Annotated in this window: 15 protein-coding genes and 2 riboswitches; of the genes, 14 read left to right on the forward strand and 1 reads right to left on the reverse strand. The window is 40.5% G+C overall.

Translation table 11 applies throughout. From position 1 onward, the window contains the following. From NRI27_RS15455 to NRI27_RS15470, 4 genes are all read left to right on the forward strand, one after another. The coding region (locus NRI27_RS15455) for a hexameric tyrosine-coordinated heme protein (RefSeq protein ID WP_371391537.1) at window positions 1-289 on the forward strand (289 nt) is incomplete at its 5' end. 345 nt (window positions 290-634) lie between these two features. Then, on the forward strand, window positions 635-1,351 hold the full coding sequence (locus tag NRI27_RS15460) for a dihydropteridine reductase (RefSeq protein ID WP_371391539.1): 717 nt from the start codon (window positions 635-637) through the stop codon (window positions 1,349-1,351). 233 nt (window positions 1,352-1,584) lie between these two features. After that, the gene (locus NRI27_RS15465) at window positions 1,585-2,313 is read left to right on the forward strand and encodes a DUF421 domain-containing protein (protein WP_371391541.1); all 729 of its coding nucleotides are present in this window, start codon (window positions 1,585-1,587) and stop codon (window positions 2,311-2,313) included. A gap of 111 nt (window positions 2,314-2,424) precedes the next feature. Further along, window positions 2,425-2,847: a DUF7878 domain-containing protein gene (locus tag NRI27_RS15470; protein ID WP_371391542.1), complete on the forward strand. Its 423-nt coding sequence runs from the start codon at window positions 2,425-2,427 to the stop codon at window positions 2,845-2,847. A 53-nt stretch (window positions 2,848-2,900) separates the two neighbouring features. On the opposite strand, the gene dapA is transcribed toward NRI27_RS15470, so the two are convergent. Continuing rightward, on the reverse strand, window positions 2,901-3,785 hold the full coding sequence (dapA, locus tag NRI27_RS15475; RefSeq protein ID WP_371391543.1) for a 4-hydroxy-tetrahydrodipicolinate synthase: 885 nt from the start codon (window positions 3,783-3,785) through the stop codon (window positions 2,901-2,903). Window positions 3,786-3,903: 118 nt separating this feature from the next. Continuing rightward, window positions 3,904-4,082, reverse strand: a riboswitch (Lysine riboswitch). Between the two features lie 181 nt (window positions 4,083-4,263). Here dapA and NRI27_RS15480 point away from each other — a divergent pair. From NRI27_RS15480 to NRI27_RS15525, 10 genes are all read left to right on the forward strand, one after another. Continuing rightward, window positions 4,264-4,986, forward strand: a complete 723-nt coding sequence (locus tag NRI27_RS15480) for a VCBS repeat-containing protein (RefSeq protein WP_371391544.1) — start codon at window positions 4,264-4,266, stop codon at window positions 4,984-4,986. Window positions 4,987-5,391: 405 nt separating this feature from the next. Next, on the forward strand, window positions 5,392-6,606 hold the full coding sequence (locus tag NRI27_RS15485) for an MFS transporter (RefSeq protein WP_317945981.1): 1,215 nt from the start codon (window positions 5,392-5,394) through the stop codon (window positions 6,604-6,606). Between the two features lie 129 nt (window positions 6,607-6,735). After that, on the forward strand, window positions 6,736-7,314 hold the full coding sequence (locus NRI27_RS15490) for an ATP-binding protein (RefSeq protein WP_317945979.1): 579 nt from the start codon (window positions 6,736-6,738) through the stop codon (window positions 7,312-7,314). Between the two features lie 143 nt (window positions 7,315-7,457). After that, on the forward strand, window positions 7,458-7,949 hold the full coding sequence (locus NRI27_RS15495) for a hypothetical protein (RefSeq protein ID WP_371391545.1): 492 nt from the start codon (window positions 7,458-7,460) through the stop codon (window positions 7,947-7,949). 191 nt (window positions 7,950-8,140) lie between these two features. Beyond that, complete coding sequence (locus NRI27_RS15500; protein WP_371391546.1) at window positions 8,141-9,139, forward strand: YecA family protein; 999 nt, start codon at window positions 8,141-8,143, stop codon at window positions 9,137-9,139. 45 nt (window positions 9,140-9,184) lie between these two features. Next, complete coding sequence (locus NRI27_RS15505) at window positions 9,185-9,385, forward strand: hypothetical protein (protein ID WP_371391547.1); 201 nt, start codon at window positions 9,185-9,187, stop codon at window positions 9,383-9,385. Between the two features lie 176 nt (window positions 9,386-9,561). Then, window positions 9,562-9,667, forward strand: a riboswitch (TPP riboswitch). A gap of 80 nt (window positions 9,668-9,747) precedes the next feature. Next, window positions 9,748-10,329 (forward strand): YkoF family thiamine/hydroxymethylpyrimidine-binding protein, encoded by a 582-nt coding sequence (locus NRI27_RS15510; RefSeq protein WP_371391548.1) that lies wholly within the window; start codon window positions 9,748-9,750, stop codon window positions 10,327-10,329. Between the two features lie 2 nt (window positions 10,330-10,331). Beyond that, on the forward strand, window positions 10,332-10,913 hold the full coding sequence (locus NRI27_RS15515) for an ECF transporter S component (protein ID WP_317945971.1): 582 nt from the start codon (window positions 10,332-10,334) through the stop codon (window positions 10,911-10,913). Further along, on the forward strand, window positions 10,900-12,273 hold the full coding sequence (locus tag NRI27_RS15520) for an ABC transporter ATP-binding protein (protein ID WP_371391591.1): 1,374 nt from the start codon (window positions 10,900-10,902) through the stop codon (window positions 12,271-12,273). The genes NRI27_RS15515 and NRI27_RS15520 overlap by 14 nt, the downstream gene beginning before the upstream one ends. After that, window positions 12,254-13,009, forward strand: coding sequence for an energy-coupling factor transporter transmembrane component T family protein (locus NRI27_RS15525; protein ID WP_371391549.1), 756 nt, complete (start codon window positions 12,254-12,256; stop codon window positions 13,007-13,009). The genes NRI27_RS15520 and NRI27_RS15525 overlap by 20 nt, the downstream gene beginning before the upstream one ends. Window positions 13,010-13,033: the final 24 nt, after the last annotated feature.

Consider the following 13,033-nt stretch of genomic DNA (forward strand, 5'->3'; position numbering starts at 1 on the left):
CTATTTTTTATATAAATCATCTATTTTTTTACTGTGGTGCAACGCTAGTGCTGTGCGACAGTTGCAAACGCTTTTAACACAAACGCCAGAGGAAGGTTTTGCACTAGCTGTGGAGCTTGCTCAAATAGGTATTGTCGTTACACAACCATCGGAAGAGATTAGAAAAGTATTACGTCCTACCTATTCCAGGAATGCTGATAGTTTAACCGCGGCCTTTCAAGTAATTGCCATTCACTTCCAAACAGTAGCTGCGGCAAACAATTATTGGAGACCGTGGCCGTCTTATTAGTGGTAGACTTAATATTTACTCTTTATTTAGTACAAATATCGATGATAAGCATTCGATTATGGACAAAAAGACCAGGTAATCCTGTAATAAACAGGAAGCCTGGTCTTTTATTATAGTAGCCTAAACTGTCCAACCATTCGATTAAGTTCGTCGGCCAATTCGGCAACTGCGCTTGATTCGGTTTGAATATCGGTTACAATTTTTGTTATATCGCTGACGGATGGGGCTACTTGTTCAGCAAGTTTTTATATTATCGAGAATTTCAAAGAACTTAATTGAGAATAGTTTTCAATTGATGTATAGTAAATAGTGAGAATTGCTATCAATGAAAAAGGGGAATCGATTATGCAAATTTACTGGACGAAAATAAATAAAATTATTGATGAAACACCTGAAGTGAAAACTTTCTTGTTGGACTGTCCACAAGATTTCACGTGGGAAGAAGGGGCTCATACCCATTTTGCATTGAAAGGATTTAATGCAGAAGAAAAACCAAACCGTAGTTTGATTCGACATATGTCGATATCGACTTTGCCTCATGAGCAGTCAATCGGCATTACAACGAGAATTCGTGAAAAGTGTTCGGAGTTTAAAACGATATTAAAGACAATCAACGTTGGGGATGAAGTGGCGATTTTTAAAACGAGTTCGAATGTACCGCTAAAGAGGGAAGGGAAAAAGGTATACTTACTATCATCGGGTGTCGGTCTAGCAACATTTAGACCACTCGTGCTCGACTATTTTAAGCGTGCGGATGATGTAAGTGGCGTGCACTCTTTAAATATAGATTCCTCAACAGACTATTTGTTTACCGATATTTTCACATCGGCTGCTGACAAAGAATTCACTGCAATGTTCGTTAATAATCGTAAAGATTACTATGAAGAAGTAAAAAAACTAGCAGCAGACAAAGAAGGGATTTTCTATGTCGTCGGTAGCGATGAGTTCCTTTTACAAAATATTGAGTTGTTGCGTCATGAAGGCATCTCAGATGAGCAAATGATGTTGGACAAACATGAATGGCAACTGACGGAGTTCTTTTCTTTAGTGCAGACAAATTAAGAAGCGTGAATGCTTCCCTACACACTAAAAAAGATGTAATACTTTACATTGAAATTAATAGACCGATGCACCATCCCCTCGTTAACCAGCTCGAGGGGCTTTTTCTATTGAAGAAATTACTTGGAATTGTATATAGACATCAGAGCGAAATCCTTTTGGTATAAATACAAAGTACATAGGCAAGCATGAAAGAAGAGACTTTCTAGCCACATGTCGATAAATGAGGTGTTTTGGTGGAACATGCTTTTCAAATCGTGAAAATCTTAGGGAGGATTGTAACGATCCTGCCACTCGCATTGTTTGCTACGATCTACATGGGAAAACGTTCAATCGGTGAATTACCGGTATTTGATTTTTTAGTCATTCTAACGTTAGGAGCCGTTGTCGGAGCTGATATTGCTGATCCAAAGATTAATCATATTTATACGGCTGTCGCAATTGTTGCCATTGCATTGCTACAGAAGTTTACCGCTAAAGTGAAGATGAAACATCGTAGGATTGGCCGGATGTTGACATTTGAACCGACAATTGTCATCTACCAAGGGCAGTTTTTAGTAGAGAAAATGAAAAAAATACAGTTTCCAATTGATACAATCTTACAAATGCTAAGGGAGCAGCAAGTGTACAATGTGAAGGACGTGGAGCTAGCCATCATAGAGGCAAATGGGAGTTTGTCTGTGAAGTTAGTAGCAGAGAAAGAATCTGTACGAGTCGAACACGTTCATCCAAACACATACACAAGCAAGGGAATTGACGTGCCAGTTATCATTGAAGGGAAGATTTACACGGAAGTTTTGTTAGCAAGAAACTTAAACGAAGCATGGCTCTATAAAGAATTAGAGCGAAAAGAAATTTTTGATGTGAAAGAAGTGTTTTACGCAGCTGTTAACAACTTGAACGAACTACATGTCAGTATGATAAAAACAGAGGAACCAAAAAACCTTCCATCTATTCTGCATTAATAGGGGAAGGTTTTTTGCGTATAACTTTCCTCGATTTTGAACGAAACGTACCATTCGGTGATGGTATGCTAAAATACAAGCATATATATTGCTTGTAGAGGAGTTGGAGATTTGACTAGCTTGCAAATACACTTTCAGGTTGATTCGACAGTTGAGATTGAGCAGAAATTGATTCGCCAAAGGAATGGGAAGTTGTTAGTGGATATTCAAGGAAAGTTGGAAATTCTGGTGAACGGCAAGTGTTTCTTTTTAGAACCAGCACTTGCATTGCTTGAATTTGGAGTGGCATTGTCAAAGTGGGACAGGATGAACGATTTTTACTATTACACGATGGAACATGACGAAAGAGAAGGTCCGATTATAGCATTCATTCATGATGATAGAGGGTGGCGATTGGACTCGATATGGAGAGAATTTGATTGTGAAGAGCGACTGCCGGACTACACAATTACAGAGGCTGTCGATTACTTCTTAGCGAATGTAGATGGTGCATTCATGCGCTATTACGGCATAAATACACGCGATTTTATCTAAACAAAAGCCTGTGCGGGGAGTGTTACACATTTCCTGCACAGGCTTTTTACATGTTAGGAAGCTACAACTTCATGAATTGTTAAGACTTGTTGCAAAGTACGTAGCTGTTCATTTGTCAATGGAACCATTGGTAAACGCACGCCGCCTACAGGAACCCCGTTTATGTTCAATGCGGCTTTTACAGCAGTTGGATTTGGAGCTGAGAATAAGGCTTTCATGATTGGTAATAATTTGCGGTGTTCTCTTGCGGCAACATCGGTGTTGCCACATTTAAAGTTTTTAATCATCGTTTGCATTTCATTGCCAACAATATGAGAAGCAACAGAAACGACACCTGCTCCACCAATCGATAAGATTGGAATGGTCAATCCATCGTCTCCACTATACAGAGCAAAGTTCTTTGGAGTGCGTTCAATAATTTCAACCATTGCATCTAGATTGCCACTTGCTTCTTTAATGGCAACGATATTCGGTATTTTAGCAAGACGAACGATCGTATCAACAGACATGTTGACGACGCTGCGGCCAGGGATATTGTAAAGCATTACGGGTAAAGATGTCGCTGCAGCAATTGCTTTAAAGTGTTGATAAAGTCCTTCTTGGCAAGGGTTATTGTAGTAAGGCGTGACGAGCATGACAGCATCTACACCTACATCCTCTGCAAGCAAAGTCAGTTCAATTGACTCTTTTGTGTTGAACGAACCTGTTCCGGCAATCACCGGTACTCTGCCATTTACAACGTCCACTGTAAACTTGAATAACAGCACTTTTTCTTTCTCTGATAATGTCGGGGATTCTCCTGTCGTTCCTGAAACGACTAATGCCTCTGTCCCATTTGCTAGCAGATGGTTAATTAAGTTCCTTGTCGCTGGGAAATCAATCTCTCCGTGTTCATTAAAAGGTGTCACCATAGCAGTTACAATTTGTCCGAAATTCATCTTTCTCCACATCCTATCATTTTTTTAATAAAAAAGAGGGAGAAGGGCAGTTGTAAATGAACGCAAAAAGCAACAACGAGGGCTCGTTGTTGCAGTGAAATAATAAATTATTTCTTTTGCATAAGATAGCCCTCCATATAGTTTCCTATATGACAATTCTGTGTTTGTTCAACCCAGAACCAGCTTCGAGACTTATGAGCATCTCTCCACTTCGGCAAATTCCCCTTTCCACAATTTTCGTCGGATCTCATATTCCTCGAATTGTGTACTGATGGTCTTTGCGCCTCTATCCTTACTTCAAAACTTTCGAAATAAGTAAATTTTTAATTACTCCTACCATACCTCTTCTTAAAACAGATTGCAAGTGAAATATGTGAAAATTATTTTATTACGCGCGAATAAATGATGTTAAACGGTAACAATTCCAACATTCGTCCATAACATAGTTACTAAAAGTATGCATGAAAAGGGGAGTAAGATGAATTATCAAGTTAATTCACCAAAGCATCATCCAATGGTAGTGGCGTTCGCTCATGGGGATGTGAATGGGGATCATGTAATGGACCAAGTGTATTTGACGGGTACGAAAACGCCGGACAGTCCCTTTACACAAAATATTGTATTGCACATTCGAGACGGAAGAACAGGAATAATAGGCTCTATCCCATTGCCGGAAAATACAGGTTACAATCCGACACTTTTCCTAGGTGATTTTACGGGAAATGGTGTGGATGAAATTCTAATCAGCATCGCAACCGGTGGGAGTGGCGGAATTATGAATGCTTACATTGTCACTTATATTGGAAATCAAGCTAGGTTTATCTTTGACTCAAGTGTGTATAACAACCGGTACACATACAGCGTAAATTATTTGGATCAGTATAAAGTGGAACTCATTAGTGAAGTAAATAACGAGAAATATGTAATCGATCTTTCTCTCAGGGACAAATCATATTTGAACGAAATTTATGATGCAAACGGCAAATTAAAGCAACCAATTACTGGATTTCTAAATCCCTTAAGTGGCATATATCCTGTAGACTTCGATTTGAATGGTGTAGACGATCTCCTGATTTATCAAAAGATTGCCGGACGGTATAATGCAGATTCTTTAGGGTATTTCTTAAATACTTTAGTTTGGAAAAACAATCGTTTTGTTTTACAAAATCAGTATGTCGCTATATATGGCACGGAAATGTAATCGTTCGCTTTAATCCAATTAACAGGGAAAAAGTAGTTAGGTGAAAATAGATTTACCTGACTTTCGAAATTACTAGAACTTTTATGCTACTCCAACTTTGGTTTTCCGTAAAATTCTTGTAGAAAAGCATGAATTGCTTTGTTACAATAAGAAAAAAATAATTGCTCTTTAATTCGGTCCAGAGAGGCTGATAAGGCTGCTGATATAGTTGAGTTCGCGTAACTCGGTTTTTTCATGCCCTTTTGTCCTCTGTGAGACGATAGGGTTTTTATTTTTGCGTTTTTTGTAAGTCCTCTTTTAATACAAGTCCTGTGAGGCTTAAAAGGAGAATGGAATCACATAAATTAGATCCATTCCTTTGGAAGTGAAAGAGTGTAAGCCATAAGAAAACTGGAGGAATGGTACATGGATTATCGTAAAAAGACCGTTGTCGCGTCTGTCGCAGGTTTAACATTGGAAGGAATGGACATTATGTTCATCTCTTTTGCCATGACAATGATTATTTCAGAGTTTAACATTGACCTGGCTACAGGGGGGATGATTTCATCCATTACAAATATCGGGATGTTAATCGGCGGAATTGTTTTTGGAATTTTAGCAGATAAATACGGACGTGTAAAAGTATTTACGTATACAGTGATATTATTTGCAATCGGTACGGCGTTAACAGGTTTGGCAACAAGTATTGAGCAAGTTTATTTGTTCAGATTCATAGCAGGTATCGGTGCAGGTGGGGAATATGGAATCGGTATGGCGCTTGTCGCTGAAGCGTGGCCGAAAAACAAACAAGGACGAGCTTCTTCTTATGTAAGTGTAGGCGCACAATACGGTGTCATTTTAGCCGCGTTGCTAAGTGCGATCATTCTTCCGACGCTAGGTTGGAGAGCACTATTTTTCGTCGGCATTTTACCAGTCATTTTTGCCTTCATTGTACGTAAGAATTTAGATGAATCACCTGAGTGGCTAGCAGCACAGAAAGTTAAAAAAGCAAACAAAGTTGTAGAAAAAGGAAAACTGGTCCAATTATTTGAAACACCTCGTGTGACATTCACGACGATTGCGTTAATGATTATGGCGACTGTTCAAATTGCAGGATACAACGGGTTGATGATTTGGCTGCCGTCTATGTTGCAACAATCACAAGGATTATCTGTTTCTAGCTCTGCGCTTTGGACAATTAGTACGGCAGCTGGGATGATCATTGGAATGCTGACATTTGGTCGATTCTTAGACCGCTTTGGTACGAAACGTGCTTTTGGTGCCTTTCTGATCGCTTCGGCATGTGCAGTGTTTTTATACGCCTATGCAACGGGAAGCGCTGGGGTATTAATTGGGGGAGCAATTGTTGGTTTCTTCTCTAACGGGATGTTTGCAGGCTATGGTGCGCTAATCGGCAATCTGTACCCTGTTCAAATTAGAAGTACAGCGACGAATACGATTTTCAACTTTGGTCGGGCAGTCGGTGGATTTTCACCAATACTTGTCGGTTATCTTCTACAAAATTATGATATGAAAGTTGCAATGCTGTACTTGGCAGCGTTGTATACACTCTCCTTCATTGTCATGCTGACATTGAAAAAGAGTGAATCTCAACATGTAACAGAAGCAGTGTACAACTAACGAATTGCCATCCGATGACGTCTTGTAAATCGGATGGCTTTTTTGATAGGTAAGTCTTTTCATGTGGTACTCTGTAAGTGAACATTCATGTGCTTACATGCGTTTTTGCTCAAAAAAGGGGGACTTGTTTTGAAAAGACTCGTCATATTGACTGTGGGAAAAACACATAGTGGAAAAACGACTTTTGCGCAAATGCTTGAGAAGGCTCTTGATCATTCGATTGTCATTGACCAAGATAACCATGCTGCATTCATCAATACGTATTACAGAACACTTCAACCGACAACGGGACCGAATACATTGAAGCATGCCATTTCTCAGCTCATGGTAGAGTATGCGAAAGAACATAGTGATTGTCATTTAATTATTTGTAATGCCAACCGTAATCGAAAGGGCCGTGAAGACTTATTGGAAAATGTGTTTCCACGTAGTGCGTTTTTGCAAATCATTGTCCATTTTGACTTGCCGGATGCAGTGCTTGAATCACGTGTCGCGAGGAGCACACGTAATAAAAATATCTTCAGAAGTGCTTCGACTTTTGAAGAAGTGCTCAAAAGACAACAAACGGATTCAAGTCTTAAAGACATAAGCGATCCAGATGAACGGGAAGCGGATCACTTGTTTGTCATTCGGGATTGTGCCCAAGTCGATGAGGTTATTGAACAAATCGTCCGGTTAGCTATATGTTCTAATCAACCAAATGGATAACTGTCCAACTTGACAATGGAAGAGGAGTATATAATTTCTTTGCATATACCTGTTTGTCCCTTCTCGTGTTGAGAGAACAATATGCCCACGTGAAGCATAGACTATTTAGGCAAAGTTGTAGTCAATGGAGGGAGGATATCACAATGAATTTCATGTCATTTAGTGGGACAGTAACAATGATCAATGATTTTTTTATCATGCAAAATGATCCTAATGTAGGGTGCTATAAGTTATTCACGGTGGAAAATGGAAATGGGGCGATTGTAAATTTTGTCGTGGAACCGTCTACGTACTTCGTGGATCATGTAACTGTAAAAGTAGGGGATGCTGTAACGGGTTTTTATGATGCCGATGTACCTGTACCCCTCATTTATCCACCGCAATATCGAGCGGTCGTGATGGCAAAGAACCGCTCAAATGAGTTTGTGAAAGTGGACTTCTTCAATCGTCAATTAGTGAGCAGTGACGGTAGTTTGCAGTTGAACATTTCGCCACAAACGAAAGTGCTTTTGGAAAACGATCAAACATTTACAGGTAGCCCAGTCAATCGATACTTAATCGTCACGTATTCAGCGACGACAAGAAGCATTCCTGCACAGACGGCCCCTCGTCAAGTAATTGTCATGTGTGAATGAATAGTTAACGAACTGTGTAGGCAAAAGCAATTTGGGCTTTGTCTACATTTTCATTATTAAATCGGAAAACTATGAAGATGTAATCATATGATTTTTATATGGAAATTTGAGAAAACAACGATAGTTTATCCTGCAATCATCTAATGATATTATAGAAAAGGAAAACAAATTTATTAAGGAAGTGTGTTTGTATGGTAGGCCGTAATGATAAGTGCCCATGTGGTAGTGGAAAGAAATATAAAAAGTGTTGCGAATCGAAGGAAGCGGTTTCGGTTGCGGAAGTTACTTCAGAAGAACTTGAGCGGGTTTTACAATCGTTTTATGATGAGTATCCGGAGCGTAAAGATATCCGAGAGTATTTGAATTTGGCGAACGAATGGAAACAAAATTTCCAACAAAACTTTTCTGAAGAGATGATTGAAGCAATTGTACTGGATGAATTCTTCTTCCATCACCGTGAAGATATATGGCAAGGCTATTTAGAGAAGCAAAAGAAGAAACTTATTCGCCCAGCCGTCCTAAAGGTTATCGACCAATGGACAAGTCCACAAGCTATTATTGGTGAGGTATTGGGAGTTGATGAAGAGTACTTGACGGTAAAAATAACTTTAACAGATGAAGTGATTCAATTGAGAAGAGAGGTTGACAAACCGGTACCTGTCGGTGTGCATTTGTATTGCTTTATTTTACCGGACGGTACAGAGAATGAAAATCATTTCTTAGCGGTATCGAGCCTCATCTTTTTCCCAACAGATCACCAACAAGTGTTTACGGAATTCATCAAGCTATTTGAAAAGACAGATGGCCAAACGACTGAGCAATTTATGAAAGAACAAGGGATGTCATTTTGGAAGATGCTTGCAAATGATAACTACGATGGCAGTGAATTCACCAACTTCGAAGCAGGTGTTTTGCAGTCCATCATGGCATTTCTTGATAAGCACGGACAGGAATCAGACAAGCTGTTAGAGATTGTTGAAGACTTCCTCGTGGAACAACAACCAAATGCACGGAAAGAAGTGGCAATCGCTGCAGGTGCGATTCGTTTTGGACAAGAAAAAGGTCTTTTTGATTCGATTCAGATGACCGTAAAAGAGATCGCTGAATCGTTTGAAGTATCCCCTTCATCCATGAATAAGTATTATAAAGATTTACTAGCGTATGAGGAACAGAAAATCGGAGTTGAATAACGAGGGGATGTAAAGTGAATCTAGCAAGCAGAGGGGTTATGATTGGTGAGTAAGAATAACAAAAAGAAGTATTCGGATGACCAGTTGTTTGGGCAAGACGAGTATTTCTATTTTATCGCAGGCTACACAGAGTCCGGTTTTGCATATGGGAAGACTTGGGAAGAGGCAATTGCAGATGGTCTCGTAGATGAAAATAGAAAGCCGATAAAAGAAGAAATTGTTGTGGATGAATTGTATCCATTTTGAATGAGAAATGTATATCTAGCTATGACAACGGTAAGGAAACTGTTTGATAAATATTTTATCTCCCACCAAAGTACGAGTTTGCAAGAATACATTTACAAATTCGCAAACTTCCACTATACTGGGCTCAACATAAAAAAGTGATGAATGACAATCCATTCCATCCAACTACATACCGTTTTCTACACTAGGGGTGCCCACTATGGCTGTGATGCGAGCAACTGCTCCGATCCCTTATTACCCGATCAAGATAATACTTGCGTGGGGAAGTGTAGTGACTTTCCGCGTTTTTTTACGATTGGACAAGTGGCTACATCTTCCGGGATGTAGTTTTTTTATGTAAAAAAATCGAGGAGGTTTTACAAATGAAGTGTGGCGTCAGTCCAATTATCGGATTCCGTTTCTCGTTGCATCCGATGGCGGCAAATTTTGTAGAAGTCATTAAGGGAGCGCTTGAACAAACAGATACTTCGAATGTTTGGATGCATACCGATGATGTTTCAACAGTTATTAGAGGAAAACAGGTGCATGTATTCAATGTTGCAAAGGCGATTTGCTTACATGCGGCGAAAACAGGTGAACACATTGCGATGTCTGGTACTTTTTCCGCAGGCTGTCCAGGAGATACAGCGGGTGATGTTTATTTGGATAAAGGGGATGAAGTGGCGAATATAGATACTACAAAACAATACGTGTCATCCCAATTCGCGCTGTATCCGATGAATAATCCGGATTACATGAATGTCATTTATCGTGAGGTGGATCGTGCGAAGGAGCGTGGTGTGTTCAATGAATCTATGCACTATGCAAGCGGAATCCACGGAGATATTCATGATGTGTTTGCTTTTTATGAGGAATCCTTTACGCATGCGCGTTCAGACCAGCATAAGCATTTAGTGATGACGGTGTCGATGAGTATAAATAGCCCTTCACATGGAGGTCGATGAGTATGTTGAAATCTTGGAAGTTAAAAGAAGTCGTTCTCATGTCTCTATTTTCTGTTGTGTTTGGCATTGTCTATTTACTGTTTTTACATGTCGGAAATATATGGGCTGGTTTTATTGGCCCAATTGCATATGAGTGGATTTTTGGTATTTGGTTCATTGTATCGATTATTTGTATGTACATTATTCGAAAACCCGGGGCTGCGGTCGTGTCAGAAACAATTGCTGCTGCGATAGAAGTATTGCTAGGGAATGCGGTTGGACCGAGATTGATTTTGGCAGGTTTGATTCAAGGATTAGGGGCAGAAGCGGCTTTTGCAGCAACAGGTTATAAGCGATTTAACGTGTGGGTGCTCATGTTGGCAGGAATTGGTGCAGCTGTTTTCAGTTTTGTCTATGGGTATTTACTTGGAGGATTTGCTGTTTTCAGTACGGGCTATGTTGTGTTGATGTTGGCTATCCGGATTGTGAGTGGTGCAATGATTGCAGGTGTTGGCGGTAAAATGGTCGTTGATGGTTTATTGGCAACAGGATCCCTTAGAGGATATGCGATAACGAGATCCGTTAAAGGTGATGCCCGTGCCTGAAGTGATCGAGTTTGAAGATGTCTGTTTTCGATATCCTGATGAAGATAAATGGATCTTAGATAAGGTTTCATTATCTATAAAGCTTGGTGAAAAGGTAGTCATCACTGGACCGAGTGGAAGTGGGAAGACGACATTACTGTACGTATGCAATCGGTTGTATCCTGATAACTGTGATGGCATTATGACGGGTTCGGTGAAGTTGTTTGGTAGGGAAAGTAGTTCATATGCCCAAGGAGAAGTGAATCATCGTGTAGCAACTGTTTTTCAAGATCCAGATGCACAGTTTTGTATGTTGACGGTAGAGGAAGAGCTTGCCTTCACATTGGAGAATCTCGATGTTGACCGTAGTGTGATGGCTGAGAAGATAGACGATGTGTTAACGATGACAGGTTTAATTGAGTTTCGGCATGCTGTCATTCAGCAGTTGTCTGGGGGAGAAAAGCAGCGGATTGCTACAGCTTGTGCGTTGATTATGGAGCCGGATGTATTATTACTGGACGAGCCGATTTCTCATTTGGATCCGTATACGGCTAGAAAGTTTATTGCTTGGTTGGATGAATTGCAAAACCAAAAAGGATTTACAGTTGTGGCAATTGAGCACCGGCTGGACTTATGGGGGACGTTTTTTGACCGGACGATTGAATTACAAAGAATGGATCAAGTACCTCGACTGGAAAAGCGAAAAAGTAGTAGGCAAGTGGAACAATCTTTGCTCGTACAAGATGTGTCTACCCCATATTTGAAGAAGACTTCATTTCATCTACAAAAAGGGGAAGTGGCAGTGCTTGCAGGGCCGAACGGAAGTGGTAAATCCACATTGCTTAAAGCGCTTTGTCAACTTATCCCTGCAAAAGGATCGGTTGTACCTGAACAATTAGGGTATGTTCCGCAGTCTCCGGAATTTCTATTTGTTACGAAAAGTGTAGAGGATGAGGTGGCATTCGGCGGGGGAGCTGATGTGCAGGATATGTTGGAACGGTTGTATTTGAAGCGTGTAGCTGAAGCCCATCCGTTTGCCGTTAGCCATGGGCAGAAACGAAGAGTTGCGATTGCGGCTATGCTGTGTGACGGACGGGAAGTGATCTTGATGGATGAACCGACATCCGGGCAAGATGCCGCTGCCTTATTCGAACTACTTCAGTTGATTGATGAACGGGCTCGTAACGGTGCGACGTTTGTAATTGTAACGCATGATATGGAGTTTGCTTATGCGATTGCAGACTCCGTGCTGCTTATGGATCAAGGGGAATTGACAGGGAAATTTGAAGCGGACAGAGTTTGGGCGAATGAAGGATTGTTACTAGCGCATCATCTGCTGCAGCCGAAAGGGTGTGTAGACAATGAAGTCAGCTATGCATGAAATGAATCCTTCGGTGAAATTTATCCTCGTGACCGTTTGCATGTTTACGCTAGCATTCTTTTTCGATCCATGGACGCCGTTTTTCGTATGGGTTGGCGTGTTGCTTATACAACTTCTGTTCAGTCGCATCGAGTGGAAGCGGTGGCTGTTGTTCATGATTCCCTTTTTCATCATGGCATTTGGGTATTTTTGGACGACGATCGTATTTGCAGAAGATCGTTCAGGGACGGTTGTATGGACATTGTGGAATTATCCCGTTACGGAAGTACAACTACATCACGCATTGTCATTGAGTTTTCGTGTATTAGCTTTTTCGGGTCTGTCCTTGCTGTTTGCATTGACGACAAAACCTGTTTCGTTCATTTTAAGTTTAATGCAGCAAATGAAGCTTTCACCTAAGATTGCTTATAGCATTTTAGTCGGTTATCAATTTTTACCTGTATTGAAAGAGGAGTTTGTTCAGATTCAACAAGCACATCGATTACGAGGAGCCAGCAAGGAAAATAATGTTGTTATGCGTTTGTGGAACATGCGGAAAATACTTCTTCCAATGCTTGCAGGAGCTGTTCGTAAATCGGAACGAGCGGCTTTTGCGATGGAAGCTAGAGGGTTTACGGGTGAAAAGAGAAAGCATTTCTACTATGTTGTAGGTGTTGGTAAAGTAGATGGACTGATGGGGCTGCTTTTTGTTATTTTGTTGGTTGCTAGTTGTACGAGTTCGATTTGGATTGGATGAATGGGACGGGGTATGCGGCGTTTT

This window comes from Sporosarcina sp. OR05, assembly GCF_041414805.1.
Taxonomy (GTDB): domain Bacteria; phylum Bacillota; class Bacilli; order Bacillales_A; family Planococcaceae; genus Sporosarcina; species Sporosarcina saromensis.